13 protein-coding genes are annotated in these 17,663 nt (G+C 52.0%); 11 read left to right on the forward strand and 2 right to left on the reverse strand.

Going from position 1 to position 17,663, the window contains the following annotated elements:
* Positions 1–121: 121 nt before the first annotated feature.
* The gene (locus GALF_RS14820) at positions 122–3,949 is read right to left on the reverse strand and encodes an EAL domain-containing protein (RefSeq protein WP_013292810.1); all 3,828 of its coding nucleotides are present in this window, start codon (positions 3,947–3,949) and stop codon (positions 122–124) included.
* A 136-nt stretch (positions 3,950–4,085) separates the two neighbouring features.
* On the opposite strand from GALF_RS14820, the gene GALF_RS04185 reads away from it, so the two are divergent.
* The 7 genes from GALF_RS04185 to guaA all read left to right on the forward strand — a co-directional run bounded on the left by GALF_RS04185 (position 4,086) and on the right by guaA (position 12,955).
* Complete coding sequence (locus tag GALF_RS04185; protein WP_013292811.1) at positions 4,086–5,402, forward strand: HD domain-containing phosphohydrolase; 1,317 nt, start codon at positions 4,086–4,088, stop codon at positions 5,400–5,402.
* A gap of 11 nt (positions 5,403–5,413) precedes the next feature.
* A complete protein-coding gene (locus GALF_RS04190) occupies positions 5,414–6,931 on the forward strand; it encodes a bacteriohemerythrin (protein WP_013292812.1) in 1,518 nt (505 codons plus the stop codon).
* Between the two features lie 4 nt (positions 6,932–6,935).
* Positions 6,936–8,660 (forward strand): PAS domain-containing sensor histidine kinase, encoded by a 1,725-nt coding sequence (locus GALF_RS14825; RefSeq protein ID WP_013292813.1) that lies wholly within the window; start codon positions 6,936–6,938, stop codon positions 8,658–8,660.
* A 57-nt stretch (positions 8,661–8,717) separates the two neighbouring features.
* On the forward strand, positions 8,718–9,254 hold the full coding sequence (gene greB / locus GALF_RS04200; RefSeq protein WP_013292814.1) for a transcription elongation factor GreB: 537 nt from the start codon (positions 8,718–8,720) through the stop codon (positions 9,252–9,254).
* A gap of 118 nt (positions 9,255–9,372) precedes the next feature.
* Positions 9,373–9,711: a P-II family nitrogen regulator gene (locus tag GALF_RS04205; RefSeq protein ID WP_013292815.1), complete on the forward strand. Its 339-nt coding sequence runs from the start codon at positions 9,373–9,375 to the stop codon at positions 9,709–9,711.
* Between the two features lie 101 nt (positions 9,712–9,812).
* Entirely contained in the window at positions 9,813–11,273 is a 1,461-nt protein-coding gene (gene guaB / locus GALF_RS04210) for an IMP dehydrogenase (RefSeq protein WP_013292816.1), read from the forward strand.
* A gap of 98 nt (positions 11,274–11,371) precedes the next feature.
* Positions 11,372–12,955: a glutamine-hydrolyzing GMP synthase gene (gene guaA / locus GALF_RS04215; RefSeq protein ID WP_041938247.1), complete on the forward strand. Its 1,584-nt coding sequence runs from the start codon at positions 11,372–11,374 to the stop codon at positions 12,953–12,955.
* A gap of 435 nt (positions 12,956–13,390) precedes the next feature.
* Here the strand turns inward: guaA and GALF_RS04225 are convergent, their stop codons facing one another.
* Positions 13,391–13,678 carry a hypothetical protein gene (locus tag GALF_RS04225; protein ID WP_013292818.1) on the reverse strand — a complete coding sequence of 96 codons (288 nt, stop codon included), beginning with the start codon at positions 13,676–13,678 and terminating at the stop codon, positions 13,391–13,393.
* A 109-nt stretch (positions 13,679–13,787) separates the two neighbouring features.
* Here GALF_RS04225 and GALF_RS14830 point away from each other — a divergent pair, with 109 nt between their 5' ends.
* The 4 genes from GALF_RS14830 to GALF_RS04250 all read left to right on the forward strand — a co-directional run bounded on the left by GALF_RS14830 (position 13,788) and on the right by GALF_RS04250 (position 17,614).
* A complete protein-coding gene (locus GALF_RS14830) occupies positions 13,788–14,519 on the forward strand; it encodes a c-type cytochrome (RefSeq protein WP_013292819.1) in 732 nt (243 codons plus the stop codon).
* A gap of 501 nt (positions 14,520–15,020) precedes the next feature.
* Positions 15,021–16,295 (forward strand): 2Fe-2S iron-sulfur cluster-binding protein, encoded by a 1,275-nt coding sequence (locus tag GALF_RS04240; protein ID WP_013292821.1) that lies wholly within the window; start codon positions 15,021–15,023, stop codon positions 16,293–16,295.
* The gene (locus tag GALF_RS04245; RefSeq protein ID WP_013292822.1) at positions 16,296–16,874 is read left to right on the forward strand and encodes a hypothetical protein; all 579 of its coding nucleotides are present in this window, start codon (positions 16,296–16,298) and stop codon (positions 16,872–16,874) included. It abuts the gene before it with no gap.
* The gene (locus GALF_RS04250; protein ID WP_013292823.1) at positions 16,871–17,614 is read left to right on the forward strand and encodes a cytochrome c3 family protein; all 744 of its coding nucleotides are present in this window, start codon (positions 16,871–16,873) and stop codon (positions 17,612–17,614) included. Before GALF_RS04245 ends, GALF_RS04250 begins: the two co-directional genes overlap by 4 nt.
* Positions 17,615–17,663 lie beyond the last annotated feature (49 nt).

Below are 17,663 nucleotides of genomic sequence, written 5' to 3' on the forward strand. Positions count from 1 at the left end.
AAAAGTAACGTTAATTTTACGTCACCCTTGGAAGATTATTTTTCGAGGGAAGCATCTGTGCGTACCCCCTCCGTTTCATCGCATTTCCGCGCAAGTTGGATCGGCTAAGCCCGTGCTAACGTTACTCCACAGGGCGTTTTAATATTTCATAGCGGACAAAGGCTTCACGGATCATGGCAGTGAGTGCTTCGTTTTCCCATGGCTTGGTGATGAACTGGTAAATTTCACCTTTGTTAATCGCATCGGTTAACGTGCCGATTTCGGTGTAACCAGACAATATCATCCGCACCACATTAGGGTGCATCGTCTTTACACGGCGCAGAAACTCGACGCCGCTCATCCCGGGCATGCGTTGATCCGAGAGTACGACGTTGACCTGATGTTTAGCCATGATCTCCAGACCTTCCTCTGCACTGGTTGCTGTTAGAATCTGATAGCCCTCGCGCCGCAGGATGCGCTTGAGTGATAACAGTACGTTTTCTTCGTCATCGACCAGCAGCAGAATTTTCTCCGACTTGTTATCAGCCATCATTTTTCCGCGCACCAGCAATGCTGCGAATTCCTCAGCCGGCAGAGGGGCGCTATACAAATATCCTTGCATCTCTTTGCAGTTTACCGAGCGCAAATAGCCTAATTGCGCCTCTGTTTCGACGCCTTCGGCGATGGTGGTCATGCCCAGCGTTCTGCCCAGTGCGATGATCGCCTGTACGATCGCCGCATCGTTTGGATCCTGTGTGATGTTGCTGACAAATGACTGATCGATTTTTAGTTTATCTACCGGGAATTGTTTGAGATAGGACAGGCTGGAGTATCCCGTGCCAAAATCATCGATCGATAAGTGCAGTCCCATTGCTTTGAACTTATTCATGATGGCAACCGTTTCGCGTACATTTTTCATGATCGCGCTCTCGGTAAATTCGAGTTCCAGATAGCGGGCATTAAGACCTGAGTCGTGTAAGGCCAGACTGACTATTTCCGGTAAATCGGACTGATGCAGTTGCAAGGGGGAGAGATTGATCGCGATGGTCAGCTCAATATTCTTGTCCAGATGCCACTGCTGCATCTGCCGGCAGGCTTCACGGATGACCCAGGTGCCCATCGGAATGATCAGACCGGTTTCTTCGGCGACTGAAATAAATTCGCCCGGAGAGATGATGCCGCGTTCGGGATGATTGATGCGGATCAGCGCTTCTGCACCGATAATTTGCCCCGTAATAATGTCGACCTGCGGTTGATAATGCAGCACCAGTCTGTTCTGTGAGATGGCATTGCGCAACTCGGCTCCCATGGTCAGCAGTTTGTGCGCATGTTCGTTCATGCTTGACGAATAGAATCTAAAGCTATTTCTGACGCCGCACTGTTTTGCGTCCGCTAAGGCGGCATCAGCATGTTTCATCAGCGTCGTGGCATCGTTGCCGTCGATCGGATATACCGAAATACCCATTCGTGCAGACAGTTGTACGGATTGGTCTGCAACGGTCAGCGGTTGATAAATCTTTTGCGCAATGAGTTCGGCTGTGCGGTTAATTTCCTCGCTGGTATTGAGGTCGGGTAGTGCGATGACAAAGGTGTCAGCCGACAGTCGTGAAATGCTGGCTTGTGCCGGTGCCGCATCCATCAACCGTTTTGCAGTGGCAATCAGAACTTGATCGCCGCCTGCATGGCTGAGCATATCGTTCACGGTGTGAAAGTGATCCAGATTGAGGAAGATGACACCGATGAAACGCTCATATTGTCTGGCATGGGTGATCGAACTTTCAATGCGATCTTCCAGCAAGGCGCGATTAGGCAAGTCGGTCAGCGCATCGTAGTGCTTGAGGTGGTCGAGTTCAGCCAGTGCCTTTTTTTGCAGCAGATCGCTAAATACCGCGAAATAATTGACCACCCGGCCTGAGGCATCCTTGACGGCATTAATGCTGCTCCATTCGGGATAAATTTCGCCGTTTTTGCGACGATTCCAGATTTCGCCCTGCCAGCTCCCTTGTAACTCAAGGCTGCGCCACAGCGAACGAAAAAAATCATGATCCTGCTTTTCAGATTTCAGGATGCGCGGATTTTTGCCGATCACTTCTTCGCTGGTGTAACCGGTAATTTCACAGAAAGCCTGATTGACGCGGACGATATTGTTGTCAGGGTTGGTGATGATCATTGCATCTGCGCTGCGGGAAAATACCTGTTCTGCCAGTTTTAGCTCAGTCTCCTGCTGTCGTTTTATGGTGTTGATGTGGATTTGCTTGAGTGCAAAAGAAATATCTTCACTCAATTCCTTCAGCAATAGGATGACTTCGTGATCGAAAAAATTGACGGTATCTGCATAGACCATCAGAGCACCGCGAAAATCGGGCGCATTGATCGGTAAAGAAATATTGCCGTGCAGGGCGTATTGAGCCGCAGCTTCATGCCATGCGAGAGACATAGGATCGTTTAGAAAATCATCGACGACCACGATACGATTCTCATTGATAGCAGTGGCCGCAGGTCCTTGCGCGCCGGGTAAGCCGGTTTGGGTGCTGAGCGAGAGATCGCTCACGTAATCGCGTGCCTGACCTGCAATCGCGACGGGCACAACCTGTTGTTCGCTATTTTCACGGCCTATCCATGCCAGACGAAAACCGCTAAAGCTCAGAATGATGTCGCAAACTTTATCTAACAGTGATTGGGTGTCCTGCAGGTGGATGATGGCCGAATTGACTTGGCTTGACACCTCGTAGAGCTGAGCTTTGCGCTGCAATGCCTTATTCATCTGATACTCGTGCGTGACATCCTGAAATATCCCGATCACGCCGCCGATGTCTCCTCTCCCATCGTGCCACGGGGATTTGCTGATTTGTACCCACGTCTGACGACTGCCCGCAAGATAGGGGCCGACCATCGTGATGGTCTGGTCCGACTCAATGACGCGGGCATCGTCTTCGCGGTAATGCTGTGCAAGGCTGGCAGGGTAGAAATCCAAATCCGACTTGCCCGCTATCTCCGACTGCTGGATCCCTAAATCATCGGCATAGGATTTGTTGCAGGCGATGTAGTTGGAGCGGGTGTCCTTGATAAATACCTTCAGTGGTAAGTTGTCGAGCAGATCCAGAAAGGGACGTTTCCATGCCATGATGGATTCGGCCAGCTGACGATTGAGCATGTCGGCTTGCAATTGATTCAGCTTGATTGACTGGCTGTCGATGATCGCCTGCAGAATATCGACATAGTCTTCTTCAAGCGGTTTGACGACATCGTGTTCGGTCAGTACGCCGATCACTTGCCCTGCGTCATCTTCGACGACTAACCGTCTGATGCCCTCATCCTGCATTTTTTTTGCAGCATCTTTGAGCTGAGTTTGCCGTGCCACCTTCGCGACCGGCTTGGACATCACCTCGCGCAAAACGCGTCGGGGATCGTCTTGCCCAAACAGGCGTACGATATCGCGCTCGGTGAGGATGCCTGTAGTACAGCGATTTTCACCGACCAGCACATAGTCCGTCCTGCTTTTCGTCATCGCATTTGCCGCATCGGCTACGCTGGCCTGTTCGCTTAACATGAGTATGTCTGCACTCATCGCGCTGCCGACATCGCGCAATTGCAGAAAATGTTCGATACTGGCCTGATTGCGAAAATCGGTTTCGCTGACGATGCCTGTGGTGTTGCCGTGTTCGTCAATGACCCGTAAATGCCGGATGCCGTGTTTGATCAGCGTGTGGTAGGCTTCTGATTTGCTGGCGGTTTGTTCAATCGAGCGCAGCGGGGTGCTCATCAGTTCGGCGACCGGTTGTGCGGTTGTGAATCCGCTGGCTGTGCCACGGACGACATCACGTTCGGTGAGTATGCCGACAGGCAGGTTGTTTTCGATCACCAGCAGGCAGCTTATCTGCATGCGTTGCATCATTTCGGTGGCGACGGACATCGGTTGCCTAAGATCAATTTGGGCCACGTTGCGCGTCATGATATTGGCGATGGTCATTTCAAGTAGCCTCCGGAGTTCAGATGTCAGTTTGTCGCTTCACCGTCATTGCCGGTTATGGTATCAATTTCTTGTTGATTGGACATCAATTCGGTCGCAGAATACCACTACGCCTTCCATTCGTATTTTTTCTTCGATGAATTCTTCTGCCATCTCGTCCGCAGCAGTCCCTGCGTTGATCCTCTGTGTGGATGATGAACCCAATATTTTGAGTGCATTGCAACGTCTATTGCGACGCAACGGCTATCAAGTGCTGACGGCGGAGAGTGGCGCAGAAGGCCTTTCGTTGTTGACTCAGCACACTGTCGATCTGGTTATTTCAGATATGCGTATGCCGCAAATGGATGGCGCGCAATTTCTTGAGCAGGTACGGCAGCACTATCCTGACACGGTGCGTGTGCTGCTGACGGGCTATGCCGATGTTGAATCGACTATGGCGGCGATCAATAAGGGCGAAATTTATCGTTATATTGCCAAGCCCTGGGATGACAACGACGTGCTGTTGCTGTTGAAACACGCGATGGAGCGAAAATTGCTGTTGCAGGAAAAGCAGCGGCTGGAATTGTTGACCTTCCAGCAAAATGAAGCCTTGAAGACGCTTAATGCCAGTCTTGAGGTCAAAGTGCAAGAACGCACTTTATCGCTGCAGCGCGCACTGCAGGCACTTGAGGGCTCCAATGAGCAACTCCGACGAAATTTCCTCACTTCCGTGGCGATATTCTCCAATCTAATGGAGTTGCGTGCAGGCAGCATAGGAGGACATTCCCGACGTGTTGCCGATCTGGCTCGCAAACTTGCAACGCAGATGGGACTCGCGCCTGAGGAGGTGCAGGATGTTGTGCTGGCAGGCCTGTTGCATGACATCGGAAAAATCGGTTTGCCTGATGCCTTGCTGGATAAGCCGTTCCCTTCGCTGAGCCATGCGGAACAGCAGGAAGTGATGCGTCACCCGGTTATTGCACAGACGGCGCTGATGCCGCTGGATAAGCTCAAGGGCGCAGCGCTTATTATTCGCGCGCATCACGAGCGATTCGATGGATTGGGTTTTCCCGACGGGCTTGCCGGCTTTGCGATTCCACTGGGAGCGCGTATTTTACAGGTTGCCAATGATTACGATGGGTTGCAGCACGGCAATATACTCAGTGCGCGGATTACGCAGACCAAAGCGTTTAAATTTATCATCGAATCGGGCGGCAAGCGATATGATCCGACCGTTGTGCAGGCGTTCAAAGACCTGTTTAGCGGAACGCTTGCGACACAGGAAGTCGTGGTAAAGATACACTCAGCCCAGCTGAAAAAGGGCATGGTGCTGGCCAAAGATATCGTTACGCGAGAGGGACTGCTGCTGCTGAGTCAGGATCATGTGCTGGACGATATGCTGATTGAACAGATGATCAGGTTTGAGCATGCGGAAAAATATGCACTGACCTACTGGGTTAAGTCGCAAGAATGAAGGACGCCGGTATGCAGGATTTTCCAAAGGTTGAGGCATTTGTCTGGAGCGATAAACTCGTGACCGGCATTGATGAGGTCGATGATCAGCATCGGCATCTGGTTAAATTAATCAATGAAATTGGTAGTCTGTGTTCGGTAGCGGCTGATAGCGCTCAGATCAAGCCTGTGCTGAACGAGTTAGTGGGATACGCCCAGCATCACTTCGCCACGGAAGAACAATTGATGCAGCAGTACGCGGTCAGTGCCGCTCATCAGGAAAATCATCTCAAAGCGCATAACGCGTTTCGTAAACAAGTTACGCTGGCCGTAGGTATCATTGAAACTTCCCCGCAAAATTCGATGAGTTTGCTGGCCCAGTTGCTTGAATATTTGACGCGCTGGTTGTTGCAACACATCATGGTCGTGGACTTGCGTCTAGCACGTGAAATTCAGGCGTTGCAGAACGGCGCTACGCCTGAGTCTGCCGCGAGTCAGGCGGCGGCCACGGTATCCCGTTCGGGCGACGTCATGCTCGAAGCGCTAAATACGCTTTACAGTAAAATCGGCGAGAAGACCGTCGAGGTCATGCAAACCAATCAGGCGCTGGAAAAAGAACGCGAAGCCTTGCGTGATTTGAACGAGCAGTTGGAGTTACGTGTTCAGCAGCGAACCGCTGCACTGGAGAGTGCAAACACGCAATTGCTGCACAATAATCTGGAATTGAAACGCCTGAATCAAAAACTTGAAAGTGCACAGAATCAATTGCTGCAAGCTGAAAAAATGGCATCGGTAGGTCAGCTTGCGGCGGGCGTTGCGCACGAGATCAATAACCCTATCGGTTTTGTCAATTCCAATTTAAACACGCTGGATCAGTATGTGGGCGATATCGCACGCGTGTTGCAAGTCTATGAGTTAGCAGAGCCAGCGCTGACGCCCGCGGCACTCGTCAAAGTGCAGGGCGCCAAGCAGGGCGTCGATCTGCCCTATCTGCTGGAGGATATTCCCAAATTACTGCATGAGTCACAAGACGGTCTGGCGCGGGTGAAACGCATTATTCAGGACTTGCGCAATTTCTCGCATATGGACGAAACCGTCTGGCAGAGTGTTAATCTCGAGCAGTGTATGGACAGCACGCTCAATGTTGCCTGGAATGAGATTAAATATAAAGCGGAGGTGGTCAAGGAATATGCCGGACTGCCGGAGGTTGAATGCATGCCATCACAGATCAATCAGGTCTTTATGAATCTGCTGGTAAATGCGGCACAATCCATTGAGCATCGTGGCACGATCACGATTCGTACCGGTGCCAGTGGTACCGATGCGTGGTTTGAAGTGGTCGATACCGGCAAAGGGATTCCCTCTGAGAACTTGCATCAGATATTCGATCCGTTTTTTACAACCAAACCGGTGGGGCAGGGAACGGGGCTGGGACTGTCGGTCTCCTACGGTATTGTGCAAAAGCACGGCGGACGGATCGAAGTGCAGAGTGCGCCGGGGAAGGGGACAGCGATGCGCGTCTGGTTGCCCTTTAAACATCAGGTGGATTAACCAGATGGACGAATCCTTTGATGCCTTGGTAAAACTGGAGAATCAGTTTAATTTTTTGTTGCGCTTTGCCAATGACATCATATTTTTGATGGATGACGAAGGCTGTATTCTGGAGGCCAACGATGCATCGGTGCAAAGTTACGGGTGGTCACTGGAAGAGTTACTGAGCCGTAATATCCGCGATCTGCAAGATCCTGCCGCGCCAGTACCGGGTTGCAAGGCCGCGGGGGTGTTGTTTGAAACGCGCCATATGCGGCGTGACGGGTCGACTTTTCCTGTCGAAGTGAGCCGCAGATTGTTCGAGCACGAGGGGCGAACCTATCAGCAATGCATCGTGCGCGACATCACGCAGCGCGAAAAAATGCAGAGTCGCCTGGCGCGCGATGCGAAGCGTTTTGAAGGATTGTTGAAACTCAACGAGGCGGCGAGCGAAATGCCTGAAAAGGAGTTTATGCAGTTCGGTTTGGAGTGGGTTGAGACGCTAACGAGTAGCAAAATTGCCTTTATTCATTTCGTCAATGACGATCAGGAAAGCATCGAATTAGTGGCATGGTCAAAAGCAACACGCGAACAGTATTGCACGGCAGAATATGACACACATTATCCGGCGGCTCAGGCTGGCATCTGGGCTGATTCGCTGCGCCAGCGTCAGGCGGTCATCTTCAATGACTACGCTAATTATTCTGATAAGCACGGATTGCCGGAAGGGCATTCCGCACTGTTCAGGCTGATCAGTGTTCCGGTGGTAGAAGGTGAGAAAGTGCGGGTCATTCTGGGAGTCGGTAACAAAGAAACTGACTACGATAGCGAAGACGTGGAAATCGCCCGTCTGTTCGGCAACGATATGTGGCGGATTATCCGTCGTCAACGTCTGGAGGCCGAGCTGACTTCCAACCTTGAGCACCAACGCGCATTGAACAAAAAACTGGAAGAGGCGCAGAGTCATTTGCTGCAATCGGAAAAAATGGCGTCATTGGGGCAGCTCTCCGCAGGGGTTGCACATGAACTGAACAATCCGATTGGTTTTGTTTACTCGAATATGGGGGCGCTTGAAGTCTATTTGAACGATATTTTTTCCATCAATTCAGCTTATGAGGCGCTAGAGTTGGAGTCTGACACTGATTCAAAGGCGCTCGAGCAGGTGCGTCAGCTCAAACGCACGGTTGATTACGACTATATCAAACAGGATATCTTTCAGTTGATGTCGCAATCGAAAGACGGATTGGCCAGAATGCGCAAAATCGTGCAGGATTTAAAGGATTTTTCTCATGTTGGCGAAGAAGGCTGGCAATGGGCTGATTTGCACAAGGGGCTGGATTCAACGCTTAACATTGTCTGGAATGAGCTTAAATATAAATGCCGAATCGTCAAGGAGTACGGGACGCTTCCGCAAGTGTATTGCATGGCATCACAGATCAATCAGGTATTCTTGAATCTGTTGGTCAATGCCGGGCAGGCGATACAAAATTCCGGCGTGATCACGATTCGTACCGGCGCTGAGCCCGATGGCGTGTGGGTCGAAATCGCCGATACAGGTCAGGGAATGACATCTGAGCAGATGAGGCGAATTTTCGAACCCTTTTATACGACTAAACCTGTCGGCGAAGGTACAGGGCTTGGTCTTTCACTCTCTTACGGCATTATTCAAAAGCATAACGGCCGTATTGAGGTGAAAAGCGAACTCGGCAAGGGATCCGTCATGCATATTTGGCTACCCAAAACAGTATAGAATGAAGCATTCGTCAGCCTTTGGGATTGTAAAATTCAAAATTCACATTTAAGTCAAATGCGCGACGAGGACGAAGACGAAGAGTTGCCGGCACTTGCGCCTTTGCCGCACGGCGTCAAGAATTACATCACGCCTGGCGGTCATCAAAAACTGCAGACTGAGTTAGAGCAGCTCTGGAAAGTCGAACGACCTGTGCTGGTCAATACGATTACCTGGGCGGCCTCTAATGGCGATCGTTCAGAAAATGGCGACTATATTTATGGTAAGCGGCGCTTGCGTGAAATAGATAGGCGCGTGCGTTTTTTGCATAAGCGACTGGAACAGGCTGAAGTGGTTGATCCTGCGAAACGCGGTGCGTGCGAACAGGTTTTTTTTGGTGCAACCGTTACTGTCGGCCATGAAGACGGCAGTGAGGCGACCTATGCGATTGTCGGTGTAGATGAGGCTGATTTGACGCGCGGTCACATCAGTTGGGTCTCGCCGCTGGCGCGCACGCTGCTTAAATTACATGAAGGCGATGTCGCAAGGCTGATGACGCCAGCCGGCATTGTCGAACTCGAAGTGCTTAGGGTTTGTTATTTGTCGTTGGAATAGTTTCTTATCTGATGTGCGCTTTGTGACGACACTCTTGATACAATGCGCAAAGTCAAGATTTACGGTTGCCCGGTATGCCGGGTTGTCAGACACATCCAAACTATCAGGGAAGTTCGCCATGAAAAAAATTGAAGCTGTCATTAAGCCATTTAAACTGGACGAAGTCCGTGAGGCCTTGTCGGAATTGAATATCAGCGGATTAACCGTGACCGAGGTTAAAGGATTTGGCCGACAAAAGGGTCATACCGAGCTTTATCGCGGTGCGGAATACGTGGTCGATTTCCTTCCTAAAATAAAGGTTGAAATCGTGGTTTCCAGTGAAATGCTCGATACTGCGGTGGAAGCGATTATCAAGGCGGCTCATACCGGCAAGATCGGTGACGGAAAAATTTTCGTATCCACGGTCGAGCAGGTAATCCGCATTCGTACCGGTGAAATCAACGAATCTGCGCTGTAATTTTAGTTTTACTTCCATTTAATTTTGTTCGTGTGCCACGGGTTGATTTACCCGTTGGCACCAGATGCGTATAATGCGCGTTTTGCCGAGGTCAGTTTCCCATGCGCATCATTCAAAAAGCCCTAACCTTTGACGACGTTTTGCTCGTTCCTGCTTACTCCAACGTCATGCCGCGCGATGTCAGTCTGCGCACGCAACTGACGCGCAATATCAGTCTGAATATCCCGCTGCTGTCCGCCGCGATGGATACGGTGACCGGTGCACGTCTGGCGATAGCGCTGGCGCAGGAGGGCGGCATCGGTATCATTCACAAAAACATGAGCTCGCGCGAGCAGGCGGCAAAAGTCGCTAAGGTCAAACGCTTCGAGAGCGGCGTGGTCAAGGATCCGATCACCATTACGCCCGACATGTCAGTGCGTCATGTGCTGAGTCTGACGCGGCAGTACAAAATTTCCGGTCTTCCCGTTGTGCAGGGCAAGCAGGTTGTCGGTATCGTCACGAACCGCGATCTGCGTTTTGAAAATAATCTGGATCAGCCGATACAGAACATCATGACCCCGCGTGAGCGTCTGATTACGGTTAAGGAAAACACCAGTCTTGAAGATGCGCGTAATTTAATGCACAAACACCGCATTGAACGCGTGCTGGTCGTCAACGATGCATTCGAATTGTGCGGTCTGATGACGGTTAAGGATATTTTAAAATCCAGTGAGCATCCGTTGGCCAGCAAAGACAGCCAAGGGCGTCTGCGTGCCGGTGCTGCGGTCGGCGTGGGTGAAGGAACTGAAGAACGCGTGACGTTGCTGGCTGAAGCGGGTGTGGACGTGATTGTGGTCGATACCGCGCACGGCCATTCGCAAGGCGTGCTTGATCGCGTCAAGTGGGTCAAGACTCATTTTCCTCATGTTGAAGTTATCGGCGGCAATATCGCAACGGGTTCTGCTGCCATGGCGTTGTTGGATCACGGCGCAGATGCAGTAAAAGTCGGTATCGGCCCCGGGTCTATCTGCACGACGCGTATCGTTGCCGGTGTGGGTGTGCCGCAGATCGCTGCGATTCAGAATGTCGCCGATGCGTTGCGCGGCACAGGCGTGCCGATGATCGCCGACGGCGGAATTCGTTTCTCCGGTGATATCGCTAAAGCCATTGCAGCGGGTGCGAACACCGTGATGCTGGGCGGTTTGTTTGCCGGTACTGAAGAAGCGCCGGGCGAAATCGAATTGTTCCAGGGCCGTTCCTACAAGTCGTATCGCGGCATGGGAAGTTTAGGCGCAATGCAACAAGGCTCGAGCGATCGTTATTTCCAGGAAGGCGAAGCCAATCAGGATAAGTTGGTGCCTGAAGGCGTCGAAGGTCGCGTGCCTTACAAGGGCAGCGTACTGGCGGTGATCCATCAGCTGATGGGCGGGCTGCGCGCCAGCATGGGTTATCTTGGCTGTGCCGATATCGATATCATGCATGCCAAGGCCGAATTTGTCGAAATCAGCTCTTCCGGCATCCGCGAATCGCATGTGCACGATGTACAGATCACCAAAGAAGCACCGAACTACCATATAGATTAAATTGCAGGATTGAGGAGTTGGGAATGAGTTAAATCAGCCCACTCCTTATTCCTGGGTTTTTAATGGATCCTCAATCCTCGTTCCTCTATCCTATCGCTATGTCCCATAAAAAAATCCTCATCCTCGATTTCGGTTCTCAATACACACAACTCATCGCACGTCGTGTACGTGAAACCAATGTTTATTGCGAACTGCATCCGTGGGATATGTCGGAAGCGGACATTCGCGCGATGAATCCGTCGGGCATTATTTTGTCAGGCGGGCCGAATTCGGTGACGGAGGGCGATACGCCGCGTGCCCCCCAGGTTGTATTTGAGTTAGGTGTGCCGGTGCTGGGTATTTGCTACGGTATGCAAACCATGGCGGCGCAACTGGGTGGGGCGGTGGAGAACGGGCTGGTCAGAGAATTCGGCTACGCCGAGATCCGCGCGCAGGGGCATTCCTCGCTGCTTAAAGATATTCAGGATCGCGTCAGTGATCAAGGTCACGGTCTGATCGATGTGTGGATGAGTCACGGCGACAAGGTCACTGCGTTGCCAGCTGGATTCTCGGTGATTGCCAGCAATCCAACTACGCCCATCGCCGGTATGGCAGATGAAGCGCGTCGTTTTTATGCCTTGCAATTCCATCCGGAAGTCACGCATACCCATCAGGGCACCGCGATGCTTGCGCGTTTCGTGCACGACATTTGCGGCTGCGGTCACGACTGGAATATGCCGGATTACATCAGCGAGGCGGTCGAAAAGATCCGCGCGCAGGTAGGTGGCGATGAAGTGATTCTGGGCTTGTCCGGCGGGGTCGATTCATCCGTCGCGGCAGCCTTGCTGCATCGCGCGATCGGCACACAGCTGACGTGTGTGTTTGTCGATAACGGATTGTTGCGCCTGAATGAAGCTGAGCAAGTGATGGAGACTTTTGCGCAGAATCTGGGCGTCAAAGTCATCCACGTCGATGCTAGTGCAGAATTTTTGCATCATTTGGCCGGCGTGACGGACCCCGAGCAAAAGCGCAAAATTATCGGTCGCGAGTTTGTCGAGGTGTTCCAGCGCGAGTCGGCCAAGTTGTCGCAAGCCAAATGGCTGGCGCAGGGCACCATCTATCCTGACGTGATCGAGTCAGCGGGCGGCAAGAACAAAAAGGCACACACCATCAAGTCGCATCACAATGTGGGCGGCTTGCCTGACACCATGCATCTGAAACTGCTCGAGCCGTTACGCGAGTTGTTTAAAGACGAGGTGCGTGAACTGGGCGTCCAATTAGGATTGCCGCCTGCGATGGTTTACCGTCATCCATTCCCGGGCCCTGGTCTGGGTGTGCGTATTTTGGGCGAAGTCAAAAAGGAATATGCGGATTTACTCCGCCGTGCCGATGCCATTTTCATGGAAGAGTTGAACGCCACGGTCGATGAGGCCGGTAAGTCCTGGTACGCCAAGACTTCTCAGGCTTTCGTGGTTTTCCTGCCGGTGAAGAGTGTCGGCGTAATGGGTGATGGCCGTACCTACGAGTGGGTGGTCTCACTGCGTGCGGTACAGACGCAAGACTTTATGACGGCTCACTGGGCACACCTGCCTTATGAATTGCTGGGCCGTGTCTCCAACCGCATTATCAATGAAGTACGCGGTATCAATCGCGTGGTTTACGATATTTCCGGCAAGCCGCCAGCCACCATTGAGTGGGAGTGACAGGGACTATTAACGTCTATTGAAGACTATTGATAACCGTCGAAAAATCAATCATCAACAGAAAAATGGCAGACTGATTTTGAAGGGTAATTTGGTCCAGCGTTCTTCTGTTGACGGTATCCGTGACGGTATTGAGGAAAGGTCAACAAGCGCCAAACGCGATACCGTCAACCAAATTTTTCGGGCTGACGGTATCAGGGCAAGGAAAATCCGGATGGGCGAGAGCATGTCGGACTAATGGGGATCGAGGTGAAGAGGGTCCAGCAGGCAAACCGCGCAGCGGATGCTCGCTAAATTCGGCTAGGTGAGGATGGCTTTTGCTGGTTTTGCAGGTCAATAGCCATTCTATTGATCAAAAAAGCGGCAAAATATGGACCGCCCAGGAGGGTGAAGCCGATTCAACATTAAGTCCGACAAGCTCCTAATTCTACTTTGTCAGATTCCATTATGCTTTGACATCGATAGGATAACATACTGTTTTCCATAGGCAAAATTCTTACCCCGTCGTCGTCGATGTCGCGCCTCGATGGATGCGACGAGATCGGCATCAGTTTCGATCTTGCACGGCAATTTGTGGTGCATGATTTCCACCAGATCGTTGCTGGACAACAGGTCTGCCGACTCGCGACACGCCATCCGCTCTACCAGAAACATCAGCGCCACCATGGTCAGCGCCATATGGTGATGCCACGCCTGCCTGCCTCGAACATGATAGTCTGCCATCCCACGCGCACCCTTGGCATCTCGAATAGCCGCTCAACGAAATTTTCTTAAGAATATCTTAAGATTTGCGTGCAATACTCCCACTTCAGCTATCCAATGGGGGAATATTATGAAATCCGTCGTTATAAACATCATTGCAATAGTGGCGCTATTGACCACCGGTAGTGCATTGGCAACCGACATGCCTCCCTTTGCAATGAGATACGGATGCGTCGCTTGCCACACCATTGACAAAAAGATGATAGGCCCTTCCTGGATGGAAATTTCCAAAGCCTATAATGACAATACCAAGACCAGCACAGGCATACCCATTTCCGAAATTCTCCGAAAAAAAACGGCCGAGGAATTTCTGAAGATGAGGATAGCTGGCGGTGGCGCTGGTACGTGGGGAATGGTGATGATGCCGCCTTCTGATCCAGCCAAAATTGGGCAAGGTGACATAGATAGACTGGTGACAGGCATTATGGGGCTATCCAAGGGCCGCACGCCGAAAGAAGAGTTTGTTAAATTGTCAAACCTTCACGGTTGCAAAAGTTGCCACTCCATGGATAAGAAGAATATCGGCCCGTCCTGGATGGATATTTCCAAATTCTACAATAACAGCATCGCCAGCCCTCATGATGGCTTAAAAGCTTCTGACGTGCTTAAAAGCAGGACAGCAGAGGAATGGTTGTTGTTCAAGATATCCCATGGTGGCCAGGGAAATTGGGGCATGAGGCTTATGCCTGCGTTGGAATATAGATATATAACCTTGCTAGATAGCATCAAAATGGACCCTGACAATATGTATGATGAATTCAATGAGTTAGCAAAATTTATTATGGGTCTGGCAAAGAGATAATTATGGTTTGGCTGGTCGTTAAACCTCAGTTGGACGGGGTGGGGTGTGTGGTTTTTGCGAGCTTTCGCCTGACGGCGAAATGCCTGCTTACCCCGTTTGGGGGGGGCAGGGCAAGGCGCAACGACGCGGAATGGTTGTTCCATTCAAAGGAGTTGCCGGCCCTCTCCCTAACGGCTTGTTTGCGCGATTAATCGCCACTTCCCTTTTGGTTCTGATTCTTGCCCAGCCTGTGCAAGCTGACACGCAATCGCCAGAGGGCGCTATGCATTCGTTCTACTCTTGGGTGATTGCTCATCCCTCAGGGACGTCACCATCAAATAAGGAATGCGCACACATTCCAAAGAGATAGTCTTCCAGCGGAGGAAATGAACGAGGAGTTTCGCGCCGATTACTACATCAGCAATGTCGCTTACTTGCAGCAGAAGATTGGTATCGGTTTGTGGATGGCATCGTTATTTTTCAGTTTGATTTTGCTGAATTTTTTCAGGTTAGTATGGATTCATGACTTCACTCTCTTTACTGCTCTGGATTGTGTCGGGAATCGCGCTGCAACTGGCGATCTTTCTCGGCGTCAGCTTCTGGCGTCATTGGCTGGACTATCATGCCTTGCGCAGCAGTGTGGCGGAGTTGAATATTCCGCTTAAGCACGATGTGCCGGAAGACACAGCAAACGCTGTCATTGCTGCCTGGCAAGGCTTTCGGACATTCAGGGTCGACCGCAAAGTCATTGAGGATGCCGTACAGTCGGTCTGCTCCTTTTACCTTGTACCGGAAGATGGGCAACCGCTGCCGCCATTCCTGCCCGGGCAGTTTCTGACCTTTCGCCTCGACGTCCCGGCTGCGACGGGAAACACCGAACAAATCACCCGCTGCTATTCGCTATCGGATGCACCTCGCCCGGATTGCTACCGCGTCTCGATCAAGAGGGTGCTGCCACCCATAAACAGCAACTTTCCGCCGGGGCGTTCGTCCAATTTCTTTCACGATCAAGTGGTAGTGGGTAGCCTGTTGCAGATGCGCGCCCCCATTGGACATTTTCATATCGACCGCAGCGATGACCCGGTTGTATTGATCGCTGGCGGCATCGGTATCACGCCGATGCTGAGCATGCTGAATTGGTGTCTGACAGAGCAACCTGGGCGCGAAATCTGGCTGTTTTACGGTGTGCGCCATGGTCGTGAACTGGTGATGAAATCGCATCTGGAAGCACTGGCGGCGGCGTATTCGAATTTCCATTTGCGGCTGTGCTTCAGCGACCCGCAGCCTGAAGATATGGGCAAACATTCACATCGGGGGCGCGTCGATGTGAGCCTGTTGCGTATACAGTTGCCACTCAAACCTTATCATTTCTACATTTGCGGCCCCACGCCGATGCTGGAAAGCATCGTGCCGGCGCTGGAAGACTGGGGTGTGCCGGACACGCATATCCACTTCGAGGCGTTCGGCCCGTCGTCCATCAAGCGCAAACGGCCCGCAACAACAGCGGTTACCAAGATGCTGGACATCGGGGCAATGGAAACCAGTATCGTCGTGACCTTTGCCAAGTCAGGCAAACAATTGCCGTGGCAGCCCGCCGCTGGCAACTTGCTCGAATTCGCCGAATCCAATGGCATTTCTGTCGATTTCGGCTGTCGCGCCGGGAGCTGCGGCACCTGCCAGACGACGATCCGGGCAGGCGAGGTGAACTACAATCATCCGCCGGATTACGACCCCGAGCTTGGCAAATGCCTGCTCTGTGTCTGCACGCCAAAAACTAGCATAACCGTGGAGGCGTAAATGACGACCTCGCTCTGGCGCCAACATGTACTGCCCTTCACCTTGCTGGTCGGCCTGCTGGCTGCAGCCACGCTGGCCGGTGACTACCTGCTGCATCGGCTGAACCTGGTGTGGGTCGGCCGCTATCTGGGTATACCGGGCACGCTTCTGATTATTGCTTCTCTGATCTATTCGCTGCGCAAACGCAAACATATCAAATCGGGAAATCTTAAAACACTGCTGACCCTGCATGAATTCGGCACCTGGATAGGCGCATCGCTCGTGCTGATACATGCCGGCATACATTTCAATGCGATCCTTCCTTGGCTGGCCACGGTAGCGATGGGGGTGAATGCAGTTAGCGGCATGGTCGGCAAACTGCTCCTGGATCGCTCACGCCGCCATGTGCAGGATCAGCGCGAACATTTCCAGCAGCGCGGCTTGTCGCGACAGGATATGGAGCAGGCGATGTTCTGGGATGCGCTAATGATTGACGCCATGGCCAAATGGCGGAAAGTGCATATCCCGATCTTCATTGTTTTCTCGGTGCTTGCGCTGGGGCACATCATCAGCATCTTCCTGTTCTGGGGCTGGATATGAGCCGTATCTTCAAGATCATTCTGGTCGCCAATCTGATCGTGATTGCGATGCTGACTTTTATCTATCCGCACCTGATGGTCGGGCCGGGCAAGCTGATTTCCGGCCACAAGCATTTGGAGGCCGATTGTTTTGCTTGCCACACGCCGCTCAGAGGGGCTGACTCCGAACGCTGTGTCAGCTGCCACAAGCCTGCCGAGATCGGCCGTCTGACAACGGCAGGCAAGTCCATTGCGAAACCGCTTACATCAACTCCTTTTCACCAGAAATTGACCAGCCAGGACTGCGTGGCCTGTCACAGCGATCATGCGGGCGTGAAACGCTTCCGGCCGCAAGGGCATTTCAACCACGCCTTGTTGCAGAAGGCGATGTTGGATCAATGCCACACCTGCCACAAATCACCGGCAGACCCTCTGCATAAGCAGATCTCCGGCAATTGCAACCAGTGCCACAACATGGAAAGGTGGACACCTGCTACTTTTGACCACGACAAATATTTCGTGCTCGACCGCGACCACAATGCCCGCTGCGTGACATGCCATGTAGGCAGCGACTACCGACGCTACACCTGCTATGGTTGCCACGAGCACACACCGACCAACATTCGCCGCGAACACATCGAGGAAGGTATCCGCGATTTCAACAATTGTGTCGAGTGCCACCGCAGTGCCGATGAGGATGACATTCGTGGTGGCGAGAATGAGCGTGAAGGTAATGGTGGTCTCAATAAGCGCGATGATTGACCGTGTTTGGCACCAACGCTACCAGGCGAAAAAACACATGATCCGGCGA

The sequence above is a fragment of the Gallionella capsiferriformans ES-2 genome (assembly GCF_000145255.1).
GTDB lineage: Bacteria > Pseudomonadota > Gammaproteobacteria > Burkholderiales > Gallionellaceae > Gallionella > Gallionella capsiferriformans.